Raw genomic sequence first — 16,394 nt, 5'->3', positions numbered from 1 at the left:
GTCGCGGCATGAGCCGGTGCTAATTGGTGTGACATCCCGCCGTGATTCATTTCAAATTGCATTGCGCGACACGCGCCGGGGTGCTGGGCTGGGCGCTGTCCGGCGCGTTGATCTATACCCCGGCGGTACTGGCGGCCGCCGGCACGAATACGCAGAGCTGCCCGATCGCCCCGCCGCCGCTGAGTCTACCGGCTGCGGGGAATGCGTCCACACTCGTGGCCGATCAGGCCAACATGGCCCATGACATCGCAACCGCCCAGGGCCACGTGCATCTTGAACGCAACAGGCAGACGCTGGAAGCCCCCTACATCCGCTACAACCGCAAGACGTCGGAAGCAACCGCGCATGGGGGCCTGAAATATCTGCGCGACGGGCTGTACTTAACCGCCAACAAGGGCAACATCAACATCGACCGGCGTACCGGCGAATTCGACGGCACGCATTATTCGGTGCTCGATTCGGGCGCACGCGGCAAAGCCGCCCGCGTCAACTCGCTCGGCGATAACCGTTACCGGCTACACGACGCCGACTACAGTACCTGCCCCGGCCCGACCAAGGCCTGGCTGCTGTCGGCCCGCCGTATCGATATCGATCGTCAGAGCGGACGCGGGGTGGCCCATAACGCCATCATGAAGATCTACGGCGTGCCGGTGTTGTACACGCCGTATCTGAATTTCCCGATCGACAATCAACGCCATACGGGCTTCCTGGCGCCGACGTTCGGCACCGCCAGCCGTACCGGCTTCGAGCTGGCCACGCCGTACTACATTAATCTGGCACCCAACTACGACGCGACGTTGACGCCACGCGTGATGAGCAAACGCGGCTTTCAGCTCGGCGCCCAGTTCCGCTATCTGAAGCCACACCAGAAAGGCGAATTCGATGGCCAGGTGCTGCCGTACGACAGCAAGTACGGCGCGGAACGGGATCTCGAACACTTCGAGCATACCGGTCAGATCACCCCACATATCGGCATCCAGGCCAAGTACAACCGGGTTTCCGATCGCTACTATTTCCGGGATCTGTCGAACACCCTCGAGGATACGTCCACGTATCAGCTCGATCGCAGCTTCGAGCTCACGGCGGTCCAGCCCGGGATGAAATTCTCCTTGCTGGCACAGGATTTTCAGACCCTGCGCAATCATTTCAATGGCCTCGGCGGGCGCTTCGACCCGCGTCCGTACCGGCGCATGCCCCAGGCCACGCTCAATCTGCTGACGCCCACGGCGCCGTTTCAGGCCGGTCTCGACGCCCAGTTCACCGATTTCCGCCGCGACCAAAGCATCGACGCCTACCGTACCGACCTGCGCCCACGCCTAGTCTGGGGCGTGGATCATGGCGGCTGGTTCGCCAACAGCGAAGCCGCCTATCGGCTTACGCACTACGACCTGAGCAATTTGCAGTACGCGGCCAGTGACCGCTACGTCCAACCCACCCAAAACACCATCAACCGCGAAATTCCCAGCTTCAAGGCCGACGCCGGCCTGCGCTTTTCGCGCACGCTCGACAACGGCTGGATCCAGACCCTCAAGCCGCGCATGCAGTATCTGCTGGTCGGCTATGAGAACCAGTCGAATATCCCGATCTTCGACTCGAGCAGCGCCACGCTCAACTACGACCAGTTGTTCGCGGACAATCGCTACACTGGCATCGACCGCATCGGCGATGCCAACCAGGTCACCGTCGGGGTGAGCTCGCATCTGGTGTCCCCGAATACGGGGCGCACCGTGGCGCGGTTCGATCTCGGCCGGGTCACCAGTTTTCGCAACCTGCGAGTGGGACTGCCCAACAGCGGGACCACCGGCTATAACAAGCACGGCTCCGATTATGTCGCCGGCGGCCTGTTCTCGCCGTCCGACATGTTCACCACGCGGGCCACCCTCAGCTACGACGCGCATGCGGCGGAAATCGATCGCGCCATCGCGACCGCCACGATCGGCCATCGCGACAGTTATCAACTCGACCTCGGCTATCGCTACTATCGCAACTACCGCCCGGCGCGCACCGTCACGCGCCTGCCCTATGACCGTCACGGCAGCCGCGTGTATGCGACCACGCTCATTCCCGGGCAGTTCGAGACCCTGTCGCAGGCGGCCATCGGCATTCGCGCGCCGCTGGGCTCACGGCTCGATGTGATCGGCCGATGGAACTATTCGTTTAAGCGCCATCAAAACATCGAGACCCTCGCAGGACTGGAGTATCGCCCGTCCTGCTGTTACGCGGTGCGGTTGGCGTGGCGCCACTATGTGGACTACAACAGCCACCAGAACAGCACCATCATGTTCCAGTTCGTGCTGCGCGGCCTGGGCCGCTTCGGCAAAAGCGTGTCGTCGTTCGTGCAGCACGACATGTTCAGCGCCACGCCGCAAACGCGCTCGACCGGCACCTTTGATACGATCCGTTCGCCATGAAATATCCCTCCCTACTACGCCCGGTCATCGGGTGTCTCATCTTCGTCCTCGCGCTACCGCTCGCCAGCGCCCAGCAACTGGGGGCAGGCGGCGGGCTCGACAGCTTCTCGCTCGGCGGGATGTCGAGCCAGAACCAGAAGCCGCAGTCGCTGGACAAGATCGTCGCCGTGGTCAACAACGACGTCATCCTCAAGAGCGAGCTGGATGCCGCGGTCGCCCAGGTCAAGCAGCAGAACGCCGCCCAGATCGGCCAGATGCCGCGCAACGTGCTGCGCTCCCAGGTGCTTGATCAACTCATCATGCGCCAGCTGCAGATCCAGAAAGCCAATCAGGATGGCATCAAGGTCTCCAAGGCCGAGCTGCAACAGGGGCTGTCGCGAATCGCCCAGCGCAACAACATGAATCTGCAGCAGTTCACCCAGGCGGTCCAACAGAGCGGCATGAGCATGTCCGATGTGCGCCAGCACGTGCGCGAAGAGATCAAGATCTCCAAGGTTCGCCAGAAGGAGGTCATGGGCAAGGTGTCGGTATCCGATCAGGACGTCGACCGTTATCTGCAGAACCAGTCCCTGCGCTTTTCGCGCAACCACCAGTACCATCTGCGCCAGATCAAACTGGACGTGACCACCGGTTCGGATTCCACCTCCGCGGGCGTGGTTCGCGACCGGCTGACCACCCTGCGCAAGCAGATCACGTCGGGCAAGACGAGCTTCGCCGACGCCGCGCGTTCGGTCTCTCAGGGTCCGAATGCAGCCAATGGCGGCGATATGGGCTGGGTCTCGGGCGCCAAGCTGCCGGACAGTTTCGACAGCGCGCTGGCCGGCCTGAAACCCGGCCAGGTCAGCCCGGTATTCCGCGGACCGGACGGGCTGTATCTACTCAAGCTCGAAAACGAGCGTGGCGGCAAGAACAACTCGTCCGACAACCATCAGAAAAAGGTCATGGTGACCGAGGCGCATATCCGCCACATCATCCTGAAACCCAACGAGATCCGCAGCGATGCGCGGACCCGCAAGCTGGCCCAGCAAATTCGCCAACGTCTGCTTGCCGGCGCCGACTTCGCCGCGCTCGCCCGCAAGTATTCGGACGACTCGAGCACCGCTCGCCAGGGCGGCGATGTGGGCTGGATCCCGCTCAACCGCCTGTCTCCGGATACGCGGCGACACATCGAGAACCTCCACAAGGGCGAGATCAGCCATATCTTCCAGACCCACGACGGCTACGAAATCATCAAGCTGATCGCCCGTCGTCAGCGCGACGAAACGCAGGAAGCCAAGCGCAACAAGGCACGCGAGGCGCTCGGGCGCAAGCGCGCCCGGGAAAAGGGCAAGTTGTGGCTGCGCAAGCTGCGCGACGAGGCTTACGTCGATATCCGGATGCCGAACTACCAGCCCACCCCCGGCACGCCCGGCTCGTAACCGCTGGTGGCGCGCCTGTCTCGTGTTTTGCTGACGCCCGGCGAACCCGCCGGCATTGGCCCCGATCTGGCGGTACGCATCGCCCAGCGTGCCCACGCCGCCGAAATCGTGGCGGTCGCCGACCCTGAACTGCTGCGTCAGCGCGCCGATCAGCTGGGCCTGGCGTTGCAAATCAAGCGAGTCGACTATGCAGCGGCGCCATCGCCGCAGCGGGCCGGCGAACTGACCGTGGACCCGCTTGATCTGGCACGCCCGGCCGAGGCCGGGCGGCTCGATCCGGACAACGCGCCCTACGTGCTCGCCACACTCGACCGCGCGGTGGCGCGGTGTCGCGACGGCGCAGCGGACGCGCTGGTCACCGGCCCGGTGCACAAGGCGGTGATCAATCAGGCCGGCTTCGCTTTCACGGGGCATACCGGCTATCTCGCCGCGCGTTGCCACAGCGCGGCGCCGGTGATGATGCTGACCACCGACGACGGCAGCCTGCGCGTCGCCCTGGCCACGGTACACATCCCGCTTTCGGCCGTACCCGGCGCCATCAACGGCGCCGATCTCGCGCATACCCTGGACACGCTTCACGCCGGGCTGGGCCAACGTTTCGGCATGGCCCGGCCGCGCATAAGGGTCGCCGGACTCAACCCGCATGCCGGCGAGAACGGCTATCTCGGCCGCGAGGAAATCGACATCATCGCGCCGGCGATCGAGGCCGCTCGCAGCCGGGGCATCGACGCCGTGGGCCCGCTTCCCGCGGATACACTGTTCACCCGGGACCAGCTGGCCCAGGCCGATGTCGTATTGGCCATGTACCACGACCAGGGCCTGCCGGTGATCAAGCATCTCGGTTTCTCGCGCACCGTCAATGTGAGCCTGGGCCTGCCGATCGTGCGCACCTCGGTCGACCACGGCACGGCACTGGAACTCGCCGGCACCGACCGCGTGGACACCGGCAGCCTCGAGGCGGCGCTGAAGATCGCGGCGCAGATGGTGGCGAGCGATCATGGCGCGTAAACGCTTCGGCCAGCATTTCCTGCATGAACGCGGGGTGATCGATCGCATTCTCGCCGCCGTCAACGCCAATGCCGACGACCGCATGGTCGAGATCGGCCCCGGCGAAGGCGCGCTGACCGAACCGTTGCTGGATCGGCTGGATCAGCTCTCGGTGATCGAGATCGATCGCGACCTGATCGCCCGTTGGGCGGACCGCGCGGCCCAGCGCAAAGGGCTGGAAGTGATCGCCGGCGACGCGCTCGGAATCGACTACGGTGCGCTCGCCGAGCGCCGCGCGGGACCGTTGCGGCTGGTCGGCAACCTGCCCTACAACATCTCCTCGCCCCTGCTGTTCGCCCTACTGACAAGCACCGCCAAGATCACCGACATGCACTTCATGCTGCAAAAGGAAGTCGTGGATCGCATGGTGGCGGCGCCGGGAAGCCGCGATTATGGGCGTCTTTCGGTGGCCATCGCGGCACGCGCCGAGGCAAGCCTGCTGTTCGACGTCGGCCCGGGCGCGTTTCGTCCGCCGCCCCGGGTGATGTCCTCGGTGGTTCGCCTGGTCCCGCGACCGCCGGACTTCGTCATCGACGATACCCGCATGTTCGATCGCATCGTGACCGCGGCATTCGGACAACGCCGCAAGACGCTGCGCAATGGGCTCAAGCGGTTTCTCGACGCCGAGACCATCGCCGCCTGCGATGTCGATCCCAGCGAGCGCGCGGAACAGTTGGCGGCGGCCGACTTCGCCCGCCTGGCCAACGCCGCCGCCCGGGCGACCGACGTCGGCTGAGGCCGAGCCCGCCCCCGCGCGGCGGGCCGGGGCCGAACACCTAGAGCGGGGCCAACTCCGAACGGCTCATCAGGCGCCCGAAAGCGCGCGGCGGCAGCGGTTGATGCACGCTGTCCATCGCGCCGTCGTCGGGCAGGACAAAGCGCGTCCCGTCGGCAACCGCGTCCGCCGACGATTCATCGTGTCCGCCGGACATCAGGCGATACCAGAGCTGGCCGTCACGCGTGCGCTGCTCGGCGACCGCCCAGCGCACGGGCAGCATCGTCTCGCCCGCCCCGGGCATGCGCTCGACACAGAACACCAGGTCGCCCGCGGCCGGCTCGTATCGCGATAGCGTCTCGGCCCAGATCTGCTCGGCGCCCTCGAACCCGAGCAGTGTCTCCGGAAGCAGAAGCACCACCGGCACATGCGGCAATTCGAGGGTGCGCCAGTTCGCCTGCAGGGTGACCAGCCGCCGCATCAACCACTGTACGAATGTCCGGCACGCCTCGGGTTCGTCCGGGCCCTCGACCATCACCTCATCGAGCGTGCGCGGCCGGGCATCGGCGTTGTCGGCGGGCACGAGTCGCACCGCCGCCCCGGCGAGCAGGCCATCCATGGCGCCGCGCCAGACCGGTTGAAAACGAAGCAGGTACGGGCCGAATGCCGACGATGCGCGGGGCGCCGACGGCGTACGCTCGGCCGACGCCGCGCCGGCCGGGGCCGCGGGCGCCACAACCTGCGCCGGATCGTCAACGGCCGCGGGCGTCGACTCCGGCGCGGGCTTGTCGTCATTCCGGGACGGCGCCGGCTTGGGGGCCGGGGCCTGCGTCGGCGTCCGCCCCCGAGAACCGATCGGCTCAAACCCGGGCGCCGGGCTCGCCCCGGTCGCTGGCCGCGGCGGCTCGCCGCGCCGCGCGGGTAGCGCGCGACGCAGCCGTTCGCGCCAAGCCGATGCCTGCGCCGACTTCGGCCGCGAGCGGCGCCCGGATGCCGCTCCCTTGGCGGCGAGGCGGGGCGGCGCCTGCCTGTGGGCACGGCGCTCGCGCTCGAACAGCACCAGGCCCAGGGCCGACAGCAGCAACGTCGCCCAGAATGGCGGCCCGGCGATGATCGCCACACGCCACCACGGCACACCCGCGTGCAGTTGTGCGCCGTCGAGTACCGATCGATACGTATCCGCGCACAGCGTGCGATACATCCAGGCACGCCAGGCCCGCACCGTTGCACTTGAAGCCCAGCCGGCGAACCAGTGCGACCACGCGCCATCGGAGGCGACGAGCCGGTGCGCGCGGTCGCGTACCGTGAGAAAAGCCATGTCCGAGGCGTCGGTGGTGACCAGACGGTGAACGACGGCCTGGGGGCTGCCGTTCGCCCGGGCACCCAGAGTCGGCGCGAGTTCGGTCGTGGCCTGCCGGATGGCGCCGTCGAGTGCCGCGTTGCGCGCGCCGATACCGAGATAGATCGCACCGATCACACCGAGCACCGCCACGATCAACCCGCCCCACCGACGGTTGTTCGTATTCCGGGCCGTGTTCATCTAAACGCAGACCCTCCGATATATGGCAAACAGCGGCGAGCGGATATGGCAAACTGACGACTTTTCGATCGCGGTGTCGTTTCGCCCTGTCCCGGGCCGCCTAAGGGCGTAGGCGCGGACGCACGCCGGCCGAGTGCTACGGAGTCTGCCTTCATGTCGCTTATCGATCCCTTGCGACGCGGCGCGATCCGCGTTCGACCGGCGCTCGACGCGCCGGCGGTCGCGCGTTTCGGCAATCGATCTCGCCACGTTGTGCCCCCTGAGAATAATAGTCGCAGTCGCAGGCGGTTACGGCAACCGTGAGACCCGCGATCCGGCGCCTCGCCCCAGCGCTCGCCACCGCTGTTCCGGGCACCGTCGTGTTCGTCATCGCTGTCTGGCTGTTCGCGCGCCACATGCAGCTCGGCGCGATCACGGCCGACTGGGGCTGGCTTTTTCGTGCCGGACAGGCGATCTGGGCGAACGGCCTGCCGCATCACGATCTGTTTTCCTGGACTTTCCCGGATCGCCACTGGGTGCTCTATCAATGGCTGTTCGAGGCCATCGCCGCCCCCATGTACAGCGTATTGGGGATAACCGGCAGCGTGTTCGCCGTCGGCCTGCTGGGCCTGGCGACCTATGCGCTCATCCCGGCCTGCGCGCTGCGCCGCCATGGTCTCCATCCATTCTGGCCAATGCTGATCGGTGCACTGGTCCTGCTGCCGGTCAGTACGAATCTGGGGCTGCGACCGATGCTCGCCAGCAACCTTGCTCTGCTGGCGCAATATCTCGTGATCCAGCGCCTGCGCGCCGGCGACGCGCACAGACTGGCGACGTCGGCGTGGATCGCGGCGATCTATGCGCTGTGGTCGAATATGCATCTGGGATTCACCCTCGGCCTGCTCTCGATCACTTTGTTCGCCGCCGGTGATCTATGGACCCGGGCCCGCGACCCGATTGCGGCCACGGCCTCGCCGCCGAGCTACGCCCTGCTGTTTATCGTGGCCGTCCTGGCCAGCGGACTGAATCCCTACGGCTGGACGCTGTACGGCTATATCGTGAATCTGTCGCTCGAAACCCGGATGAACGCACACATCCACGAACTCATGCCGCCACGCCTGGACAATGTCTACATGCAGGCGGGCGCAGCGCTCGTACTGGCGTTCGCGGCTCTCACACTCGTGTTTCGCCGTGTGCTGAGTGCGGCCGAGGTCATGCACGTGGCCGTATTCACCGCACTCGCATGCACCGCAATGCGTTTCGTGGTCTGGGCCGGCCTGTTCTATGTCCTGATTGCGCCGCGACTGTTCGCCCACGCCGGGGCCCGGCTGTCGCCGAGCCGGCTGCGTGCGGCGCTGGCGCCGCTGGGTACACCGCTCGCACGACGCGCGACGGTGGCCGGACTGCCGCTTCTGGGCGCGGCGGTGATCACCCTTGGTGCGCCCGCCACTGCGGGCCCGGCTCATCTGGCCGGTTGCGCGCCACTGCAAGCCTCCCTGCGTTATCTGGATCAGCACTACCCGGCGAACACCCACTGGTTCTCGAGCGAAATCGCCGGCAGCTGCGCGCGCTTCTATACCCCCGGCCGCCGCGTTTTCATCGATACGCGTTTCGACATGTATCCGGAGGCATTCGTGCTGCATTGGTTCCGCGCCTATCAATACCGCGAACACTGGCGCGCGCTGTTCCGTCACTGGGGCATTCGCGTGGTCCTGCTCCCCCGCGGCGCTCCGCTCGTCGATACGCTGCGCCATGACAAGCGCTGGCAGGTCGTGCACGCAGACCCCGGCGCGCTGATTTTCGCCGCCCGCGGTGGCACAGCGCCCGCGCGATCGGCAGACTGAGCCGACCATTTCGCGACCCCGGACCTCGTGAGCATCTACGCCATTGGCGATATTCATGGCGCCGCGGACCTTCTCGACAAGCTGCTGGACCGACTGGCCGCGCGCGGCCCGATCGAGCGCCTGTGGTTCGTCGGCGACCTGGTTAACCGCGGCCCCGATTCGGCCGGCGTGATCCGGCGCGTCAAAGCGCTTGGCGATACCGCCATCACGGTACTCGGAAACCACGATCTCAGCCTGTTGAGCCTGGCCGTGCGCGCGGACGCCGCGCAGCGTGCGCCGGACAGCCTGAAACCGCTGCTTGCGGCTGCCGACCGCCAACCGCTGCTCGACTGGCTCCGCCACCGCCCGCTGATGCACCACGATGCCGATCTCGGCTGGACCATGGTGCATGCCGGGCTGCCGCCGGGCTGGCCCGTTGCCGAGGGACTGGCACGCGCGCGCGAGTTGGAGGCCGCTTTGCGCGCGCCCGACCATGCGGCGTTTCTCGGCCAGCTTTTCGGCAATACGCCGGAGCGCTGGCATTCCGGCCTGCGCGGCGTACCACGGCTGCGCTTCATCGCCAACGCGCTCACGCGTCTACGCTTCGTGGGGCCGAACCGGCGCCTCGACATGGACTACAAGAAGACCCTGGCCGGCGCGCCGCCGGAACTGACACCGTGGTTCGCAGTCCCCGGGCGAGTCAGCGCGGGCCAGCGCATCGTGTTTGGTCACTGGTCTGCCCTTGAGCGCGTCGCATGGCCGGAATACAACGTCTGGGGCATCGATACCGGCGCGGCCTGGGGCGGCACGCTGAGCGCGCTCGACCTGACACGCCCGACCCCGGAATTGATTCAGGTCGCCGCCCGGGACTGAAACCGTTCGCCCCACGATCGGCCATGGGCGGGCCCGCGCTCGCCCACGGCCGGTCGGGCCGTGGGCGGTCCGCCGCCTTTTCCGGACAAGGTCACATCGAGACAGGCCGGCAGTGACGGGCACCCGGGCCGTTCCATACGGCCGGTCACGACTCGAGAAGATAGGTATAACCGGCCAGCCCCGCCTCCAGCAGCGCCTCGCATTCGGCGCGCTGGCGCGGCGCCAGCCCGGCCGCCGTCAGCTTGCGGCGATAGGCCCGGCGCAACGCCTCGGGCTCGAAGTGCACGTAGGTCAACAATTCGTCGGTGCGATCGCCGTGCTGGGCGTCGCCCAGTTGCCAGTTCCCGTCGTGGATCTCCACATCGACGACGTCAGTGTCGCCGAACAGATTGTGCATGTCGCCCAGGTTCTCCTGGTAGGCCCCGACCATGAAGATACCGATCCGATAGACCTCGTCGTCGCGCAGCGCATGCAGCGGCAGCGTGGTGTCGAGCCCGTTGTCGTCGACATAGCGGTCGAGCCGGCCGTCCGAGTCGCAGGTCAGATCGCACAGCCGCGCGTTCTGGTCCGGCGCTTCGTCGAGCCGGGCCAGCGGCATTACGGGGAAAATCTGATCCAGTGCCCAGACATCGGGCACCGACTGGAACACCGAGAAATTCACGAAATACTTGGTCGCGAGTTTTTCGCGCGCCGCGGTGACCGCCGCGCGATCGTCGGCGTCTTCGGGGACCCGCGCGGCGAGCGCACGATACACCGCCGCCGCCTCGCGCTCGGCCTCGGCGCGCTCGGCCAGCCCGAGTTCACCGGCGACAAAGCGCGCCTGCACGTCGGCCAGATGCGCCGCCACCCGATCGAGCTGGGCCGAGGCCGACAGGGTGTCGTCGAGCGCCGCCGGCGCCACGTTCACGCTGGTTTCGCTGTCGATGACCTGGGTCAGCAGTACCGCATGATGGGCGGTGAGCGCGCGGCCCGATTCGCTGATGATGTTCGGCGCCGGCAGGTCGAATCGCTCGGCCACACGGGCCAACGCGCCGACCACGACTTCGGCGTAGTCGGGCACGCCGTAGTTCATCGAACAGAACGAACGCGCCCCGCGGCCTTCGTAGTCCACCGCCAGCCCGCCGCCGACGTCGACCGTATCGACCGGCGCGCCCAGGGCGCGCAGGCTGCGGTACAGATGCGCGGTCTCGTCCATGGCCCGGGCGAGCGCGGCATGATCGGCGACCTGCGAACCGACATGCACATGCAGCATGGATACACAGTCGAGAATGCCCAGTTCGCGCATCCGGGCCACGGCCGCGACCACCTGATCGGCGGTCAGGCCGAACTTGGATTTCTCGCCGCCGGTGTTCTGCCAGTGGCCCGCCGCGACGCTGGCCAGGCGAACCCGCAGGCCCAGCCGCGGCCGCAGGCCGAGCGCATCGGCCAGCTCGGCGATCGGCGCCAGTTCCGAGGGTTTCTCGACCACGATGTAAACGCGGTGGCCCAGCTGCTGCCCGGCCAGCGCCAGGCGCAGGAAGGAACGATCCTTGTAGCCATTGCATACGATGGTCGAACCGGGGCGGGCCAGCGCGAGCACGGCCATCAACTCGGGCTTGCTGCCGGCTTCGAGCCCGGCGCGGTCGCCGCCGGCCGTCACCAGATGCTCGACCACCGACCGCTGCTGGTTGACCTTGACCGGATACACCACGGTATACCGCCCGGCATAGTCATGCGCCGCGCGAGCGGCGTCGAAGGCATCGGCCAACCGGTTGAGCCGGTCGCCCAGGATATCGGTAAAGCGCACCAGCACCGGCAGGCGCAGGCCGGCGTCCCGGATCTCGTCCGCCAGGGCATCGAGATCGACCCCGGGCATGTCGGCGGCCGGCCGGACTTCGGCATGCCCGGCCTCGTTGATGCCGAAATAACCATCGCCCCAGGTGGCGACACGATACAGGCGGCGCGCATCGTCGAGCGTCCAGTCACGGGCTTCGGCGGCGGCTTCTCGGGCGGATACGGACATCATCTATACTGCGAACTCATCCAGTGGAATCGAGCCGCCGACGGCGGCGAAGGAGCATACCGCGCCATGGTAGCGGACGAATCGTGGTTCACCGAGGCCAGCGACGAACTCGGCGTCGGGTTTTCGTTGAAAATTCGAAACAAACTGCATGAAGAAACCTCGGACTACCAGACCATCGCGGTCTACGAGACGGAGACCTTCGGCCGGCTGCTGACGATCGACGGTCTGGTGATGCTCACCGACCGCGACAATTTCGTCTATCACGAAATGATCACGCACCCGGCGATCTTCGCCCACGGCAATGCCCGGCGCGTGGTGATCATCGGCGGCGGCGACTGCGGCACGTTGCGCGAAGTGCTCAAGCACGACAGCGTCGAATCGGTCACGCAGATCGATATCGACGAGCGGGTCACCCGCGTGGCCGAGCAGTACTTCCCCGCACTGGTCGAATCGAACGACGACCCGAGAGCGACGCTCGCCTTCGAGGACGGCGTGGCCTGGATGGCAGCCGCCGGCGATGCATCGGTGGATCTGATCATCATCGACAGTACCGACCCCATCGGCCCGGCCGAGGGCCTGTTCAACCAGGCCTTCTACCAGCAATGCCATCGCGTGCTCGCCCCGCACGGCCTGCTGGTTCAGCAGAGCGAGTCGCCGCTGGCGCACGCCGAGTTGATCCGCGACATGCACGGCGGCCTGCGCCGCGCCGGCTTCGCGGCCACACACCTGCTGAGTTTTCCGCAGCCGAGCTACCCCACCGGCTGGTGGTCGGCCACGCTCGCCGCCCGCGACGACCTGGCACTGGCCGCGCCCACGGCCGAGCCGGCCTTTGACACGGCGTACTACACGCTGGCGATGCACCACGCCGCCTTCGCCCAGCCCGCCTTCATACAGCGGGTGCTGGCCGGCGACGATTGATCCGGATCAGTCGTCGCCGCGCATGACGGCGGCGAAGGCGTCCGAGTCATAGAAATCGGCGAGCTGGGCGCGCACCCAGGTCTCGAGCAGACCGGTTTCAGCCAGACCGTCGATGATATCCGGTGCCAGTGCGGCCACCTCGCCGGCCAGCACCTCGCGCTCGAGACCGACATGACGCATCAGCTCGGCGAGCGTGTCGTCACCGTGGCGTGCGAAAAACATCTGCACGCCCTGGTCGATCATCACGCCGAGGTATTCGGTCTCGCGCAGCGAGCGCCAGACCTGCAGGCCGTAGTCGACCAGCCGTTGCAGTTCGTCCGAATCGATGGCGTCGGCGATCGACAATGGCTTGTCGGCCGCCGCCCGCCATATTTCATCGGCCAGCGCCCGCAGACGATCGCCATCCAGCGATTCCAGCAGGTAGGTCTCGGTACGTGCGAGCGTGCGCGCGGTATTGGCCTCGATATAGGCCTTCACCCGGCTTTCGACCTGTGCCTCCAGTCCCGGCATGCGCCGGCTGACCGCGCTCGAAGAGCCCTTGACCAGCCGTGATACGCCCGGAATCGAACGGATCGCCCCGGAATCGGAAAAAATATAGTCCTTGATGCCCTGATACAGAATGTCGGACGCCAGCGCAGTGTATACCGGGCTTTTCAACAGCCGCTGTACGAGCCGCGCCCGCAGGGTTTCGAGCTCCACCGCCAGGGTCACGCCCTCGTCAAACAGCGATTGATCGATCACATCGCGCACACGCGTGTCGCGATTGACGTCCAGTCGTACCAGGTCATCGGCAATACCCCCGATGACGCCCCCCAGCTGATCCGGCAGGTCGAGATCCAGTACCAGGCGCTCGGCGGCACCGCCCATGGTGTCGCAATCGACCAGTTCGGTGAGCGTGGTGCGCTCGGCCCAGTCCCAGAACGTGTCGACCAGACCGGCCAGGCGCTGCCGACCGCGCTCCCCGCGCCAGGCCGATAGTTCATGGGCGACGTGGGCCTGGAAAAGCCGGTCGGCGAGATCGGAACGGGCGTGTTCGGCCATGGCATGGGCATTGGAAGGCGAAGTCCCGAGCTTAAAGATTATGCCCGGCGACCGCGAATGCTTGCGCCCGCCGGAGCGCGCCTGGGTAATTGCCCGGATGGTGTGGTCAACGCGCGCTGTTAGCGTGTTTCATGCGTTTTGCAACCAAGAGTTCGTCATGAACGATGATCAGTTCGAAGGCCAGTGGGATCGCATCAAGGGTGCCGTACGCGAGCACTGGGGCCGCTTGACCGATGACGATATAGAACAGGTTCGCGGCAAGCGCGAGAACCTGCTCGGCAAGATCCAGGAGAAGTACGGCGATACCAAGCAGGCCGCCGAGGAAAAACTCAGGGAATTCGAACGCAAGTTCTAAAAGGTCGGTTGCCACCGACAAAGCGAGGTTTCATGGCCAAGCAATGGATTCTGGTCGCCGATGCAGCCGCCGCACGGTTGTTTTCGCGTCAAGGAATCGGCGCCCTGTCCCGCGTGGACGCGTTCTATCACGACGAGAGTCGCAAACACGAAGGCGATCTGCGCACCGGCGGCAAGGGCGAAATCGAGGATTCGGCGGCGCACGGGCGCCACCAGGCCGATCCGCAAACCCGAACCAGCGAAAAGCACGAAGACATGTTTGCCAAGGAAGTCGTGGCCCGACTCAAGTCGGGATTCAACGACAACGCTTTCGATGAACTCGTGCTGGTCGCCGCGCCCCACTTCCTGGGCCGGCTGCGCGAGCATCTGGACAGCCCGCTGTCGCAATGCGTGGCGGCCAGCATCGACAAGGACTGGACCCGCCAGAACGATGCCGAGATCGAGAAACATCTGGATTCGCAACTCGGTTGAACGCCGTCTCAAAAAAGACGAAATTCTCACCACGCGGTTCATGTTTCATACATGATGGCACGCGATACTCAGGACTATGCGGAAGCGTCGGCGAGAATGCGCGAACATCGAATCGAGTACTTTCGCTCGACCGGCTTGACGCAGCGCGACAACAAGGAGTTGAGTCATGCTCGGATGGGCTGTCGTATTTTTCATCATCGCCATCATCGCGGCGGTTTTCGGTTTCGGCGGGATTGCCGCGGGTGCGGCGTCGATCGCCAAGATCCTGTTCTTCATCTTTATCGTGCTGTTCGTGCTCGCCCTCATATCCAATGCGGTGCGAGGCCGCGGGCCGCGATTGTAGCGCCGTGAAAAAAAGCCGCTGATTGTTGATCAGCGGCTTTTCTTGTTCGCATTCGAGGTTCGGATACAACCGGTCGAGCCCGGACGGCTCATGGCTCGGACGCGGTTTCCTGCAGCGCGGCTGCGGCCAGCCAGATGCGCACCAGATGCGCCAGCGAATCCGCCTGCAACTTCTGCATGATGTGGACGCGATGCGTTTCCACCGTGCGCGCGCTGATGCCGAGATCGGCCGCTACCTGCTTGTTTGCCTGGCCGTCGACAATACCGCTGAGCACCTGCTTTTCGCGCGGTGTCAGGGTATCGATCAGCGCCGCCCGCTGCCGCGCTTCGCGCTGGAGACGTTCATTCGTGTCGCTCGCGCGCGAAAGCTCGTACAGTTGCTTGAGCAGGTAATCGGGGTCGAAGGGCTTTTCAAGGAAATCGACCGCGCCGAGGCGCATCGCTTCGACGGCATGTTCGATATCCCCATAAGCGCTCATCATGACGATATCGAGCGGGCTTTGCCGCGCGATCAATTCCTTCTGCAGCGCGATGCCGTCCATATCCTGCAGGCGCAGGTCAATCAGCGCACACCCCGTCACCGAATCGCAGCGCTCCAGAAAAGCCGAAGCGCTGGGATAGCAAAACGCCGGATATTCGGCGCCCCGCACCAGCGTTTTCATTGACTCCCGAACGCCGGGGTCATCGTCTACGATATGAACAGCAAAATCATTACGCATAGCGTCTCCTGGCTACCCGGCCTCTATCTCGCGCGCGCCGCCAAGGCGACCATACGCAACGCCCATATATTATGGTCGCGGGGGGTGTTTCGCCACCGCTAACCGATCGGTCCCATGTCACGTACTCGACACGCCAGCGCCCGGCCCAGGGACCTTGCCACGGCGCATCCACAGATCGCGTCACCGTGCTCGGGTCTGGCGCGACGCGACACGCCCCGCTTGCGCGAACTCGCCGAGCATAGCCGGGAAGTATTCTGGATGACCAATCCGCCCGGCGACGAACCGATTTATACGCGTATGAGCACATCTGGGGACAACCGTGTGCCGGTCTCCACGAAGACCCGGGAAAACGACTGGTCCGGGTTCATGCAAGCGATCGCGAACGGGTACGCAAGACGTTCAAGCGCGACGCGGCACACGGGCCATACCATGAGAGCTTCCGTATCGATCGACCGGACGGCGAAATCCGCTGAATTCGTGATCGTGCTTTTCCGGCACGCGGTAGCGCCGGCGCAGCCTGGCGGCTGGCCGGGTTCGCCACCGATCTGACCGAAGCGGTCGACACCCGGGATCGGATGAACGCGCTGCAGAGCCGGATCGCGATGCGCGAACGCAGCCGCGTGTTCACCACCACCAAGTGCAGCGGCCCCGGCCCGGGATTGAGCGTCCGCCGCTGACTGACGCGCAGTCACGGCGGCGATCCCTGTCTCGTCAGTCATGGCCGCGATGACGGCGAGCCGA

The 16,394-nt window shown here is 65.9% G+C and carries 15 protein-coding genes; 11 read left to right on the top strand and 4 right to left on the bottom strand.

What is annotated here, in order from left to right; translation table 11 throughout:
- Positions 1-41 precede the first annotated feature (41 nt).
- The 4 genes from SALB1_RS10250 to rsmA are packed head-to-tail and all read left to right on the top strand — an operon-like array spanning position 42 to position 5,612.
- The gene (locus SALB1_RS10250) at positions 42-2,411 is read left to right on the top strand and encodes an LPS-assembly protein LptD (protein WP_109993775.1); all 2,370 of its coding nucleotides are present in this window, start codon (positions 42-44) and stop codon (positions 2,409-2,411) included.
- Positions 2,408-3,829: a peptidylprolyl isomerase gene (locus SALB1_RS10245; RefSeq protein ID WP_109993774.1), complete on the top strand. Its 1,422-nt coding sequence runs from the start codon at positions 2,408-2,410 to the stop codon at positions 3,827-3,829. Before SALB1_RS10250 ends, SALB1_RS10245 begins: the two co-directional genes overlap by 4 nt.
- Before the next feature lie 6 nt (positions 3,830-3,835).
- A complete protein-coding gene (gene pdxA, locus SALB1_RS10240) occupies positions 3,836-4,837 on the top strand; it encodes a 4-hydroxythreonine-4-phosphate dehydrogenase PdxA (protein WP_109993773.1) in 1,002 nt (333 codons plus the stop codon).
- Positions 4,827-5,612 (top strand): 16S rRNA (adenine(1518)-N(6)/adenine(1519)-N(6))-dimethyltransferase RsmA, encoded by a 786-nt coding sequence (gene rsmA, locus SALB1_RS10235; RefSeq protein ID WP_109993772.1) that lies wholly within the window; start codon positions 4,827-4,829, stop codon positions 5,610-5,612. Before pdxA ends, rsmA begins: the two co-directional genes overlap by 11 nt.
- Before the next feature lie 40 nt (positions 5,613-5,652).
- Here rsmA and SALB1_RS10230 read toward each other — a convergent pair whose 3' ends face one another.
- Complete coding sequence (locus tag SALB1_RS10230; protein WP_109993771.1) at positions 5,653-7,131, bottom strand: hypothetical protein; 1,479 nt, start codon at positions 7,129-7,131, stop codon at positions 5,653-5,655.
- A 359-nt stretch (positions 7,132-7,490) separates the two neighbouring features.
- On the opposite strand from SALB1_RS10230, the gene SALB1_RS10225 reads away from it, so the two are divergent.
- Together SALB1_RS10225 and SALB1_RS10220 are read left to right on the top strand one after the other, a co-directional pair.
- Positions 7,491-8,954: a hypothetical protein gene (locus SALB1_RS10225; RefSeq protein WP_145961297.1), complete on the top strand. Its 1,464-nt coding sequence runs from the start codon at positions 7,491-7,493 to the stop codon at positions 8,952-8,954.
- 27 nt (positions 8,955-8,981) lie between these two features.
- Complete coding sequence (locus SALB1_RS10220) at positions 8,982-9,806, top strand: symmetrical bis(5'-nucleosyl)-tetraphosphatase (RefSeq protein WP_109993769.1); 825 nt, start codon at positions 8,982-8,984, stop codon at positions 9,804-9,806.
- Between the two features lie 145 nt (positions 9,807-9,951).
- Here SALB1_RS10220 and speA read toward each other — a convergent pair whose 3' ends face one another.
- The gene (gene speA, locus SALB1_RS10215; protein ID WP_199678766.1) at positions 9,952-11,811 is read right to left on the bottom strand and encodes a biosynthetic arginine decarboxylase; all 1,860 of its coding nucleotides are present in this window, start codon (positions 11,809-11,811) and stop codon (positions 9,952-9,954) included.
- A gap of 63 nt (positions 11,812-11,874) precedes the next feature.
- Here speA and speE point away from each other — a divergent pair, with 63 nt between their 5' ends.
- Complete coding sequence (gene speE / locus SALB1_RS10210) at positions 11,875-12,726, top strand: polyamine aminopropyltransferase (RefSeq protein ID WP_109993768.1); 852 nt, start codon at positions 11,875-11,877, stop codon at positions 12,724-12,726.
- A gap of 6 nt (positions 12,727-12,732) precedes the next feature.
- Here speE and SALB1_RS10205 read toward each other — a convergent pair whose 3' ends face one another.
- Positions 12,733-13,767 (bottom strand): hypothetical protein, encoded by a 1,035-nt coding sequence (locus SALB1_RS10205; RefSeq protein WP_109993767.1) that lies wholly within the window; start codon positions 13,765-13,767, stop codon positions 12,733-12,735.
- A gap of 157 nt (positions 13,768-13,924) precedes the next feature.
- Between SALB1_RS10205 and SALB1_RS10200 the strand changes: the two genes are divergently transcribed.
- The 3 genes from SALB1_RS10200 to SALB1_RS10190 all read left to right on the top strand — a co-directional run bounded on the left by SALB1_RS10200 (position 13,925) and on the right by SALB1_RS10190 (position 14,935).
- Positions 13,925-14,122, top strand: a complete 198-nt coding sequence (locus SALB1_RS10200) for a CsbD family protein (RefSeq protein WP_109993766.1) — start codon at positions 13,925-13,927, stop codon at positions 14,120-14,122.
- Between the two features lie 32 nt (positions 14,123-14,154).
- The gene (locus SALB1_RS10195; protein WP_109993765.1) at positions 14,155-14,592 is read left to right on the top strand and encodes a host attachment protein; all 438 of its coding nucleotides are present in this window, start codon (positions 14,155-14,157) and stop codon (positions 14,590-14,592) included.
- Between the two features lie 166 nt (positions 14,593-14,758).
- A complete protein-coding gene (locus SALB1_RS10190) occupies positions 14,759-14,935 on the top strand; it encodes a DUF1328 domain-containing protein (RefSeq protein ID WP_109993764.1) in 177 nt (58 codons plus the stop codon).
- Positions 14,936-15,023: 88 nt separating this feature from the next.
- Here SALB1_RS10190 and SALB1_RS10185 read toward each other — a convergent pair whose 3' ends face one another.
- Positions 15,024-15,653 (bottom strand): response regulator, encoded by a 630-nt coding sequence (locus tag SALB1_RS10185; protein WP_109993763.1) that lies wholly within the window; start codon positions 15,651-15,653, stop codon positions 15,024-15,026.
- Between the two features lie 251 nt (positions 15,654-15,904).
- Here SALB1_RS10185 and SALB1_RS10180 point away from each other — a divergent pair, with 251 nt between their 5' ends.
- Complete coding sequence (locus tag SALB1_RS10180; RefSeq protein WP_109995379.1) at positions 15,905-16,126, top strand: PAS domain-containing protein; 222 nt, start codon at positions 15,905-15,907, stop codon at positions 16,124-16,126.
- Positions 16,127-16,394 lie beyond the last annotated feature (268 nt).

This window comes from Salinisphaera sp. LB1, from assembly GCF_003177035.1.
GTDB lineage: Bacteria > Pseudomonadota > Gammaproteobacteria > Nevskiales > Salinisphaeraceae > Salinisphaera.
Note: the sequence above shows the minus strand (reverse complement) of the source record. Positions and strands in the feature narration are given on the sequence as shown.

Bases quoted from the DNA above. Each gene is read 5' to 3' on its own strand.
- SALB1_RS10245 (WP_109993774.1), top strand. From the start codon at position 2,408: ATGAAATATCCCTCCCTACTACGCCCGGTCATCGGGTGTCTCATCTTC.
- rsmA (WP_109993772.1), top strand. From the start codon at position 4,827: ATGGCGCGTAAACGCTTCGGCCAGCATTTCCTGCATGAACGCGGGGTG.
- SALB1_RS10230 (WP_109993771.1), bottom strand. From the start codon at position 7,131: ATGAACACGGCCCGGAATACGAACAACCGTCGGTGGGGCGGGTTGATC.
- speA (WP_199678766.1), bottom strand. From the start codon at position 11,811: ATGATGTCCGTATCCGCCCGAGAAGCCGCCGCCGAAGCCCGTGACTGG.
- speE (WP_109993768.1), top strand. From the start codon at position 11,875: ATGGTAGCGGACGAATCGTGGTTCACCGAGGCCAGCGACGAACTCGGC.
- SALB1_RS10205 (WP_109993767.1), bottom strand. From the start codon at position 13,767: ATGGCCGAACACGCCCGTTCCGATCTCGCCGACCGGCTTTTCCAGGCC.
- SALB1_RS10200 (WP_109993766.1), top strand. From the start codon at position 13,925: ATGAACGATGATCAGTTCGAAGGCCAGTGGGATCGCATCAAGGGTGCC.
- SALB1_RS10195 (WP_109993765.1), top strand. From the start codon at position 14,155: ATGGCCAAGCAATGGATTCTGGTCGCCGATGCAGCCGCCGCACGGTTG.
- SALB1_RS10190 (WP_109993764.1), top strand. From the start codon at position 14,759: ATGCTCGGATGGGCTGTCGTATTTTTCATCATCGCCATCATCGCGGCG.
- SALB1_RS10185 (WP_109993763.1), bottom strand. From the start codon at position 15,653: ATGCGTAATGATTTTGCTGTTCATATCGTAGACGATGACCCCGGCGTT.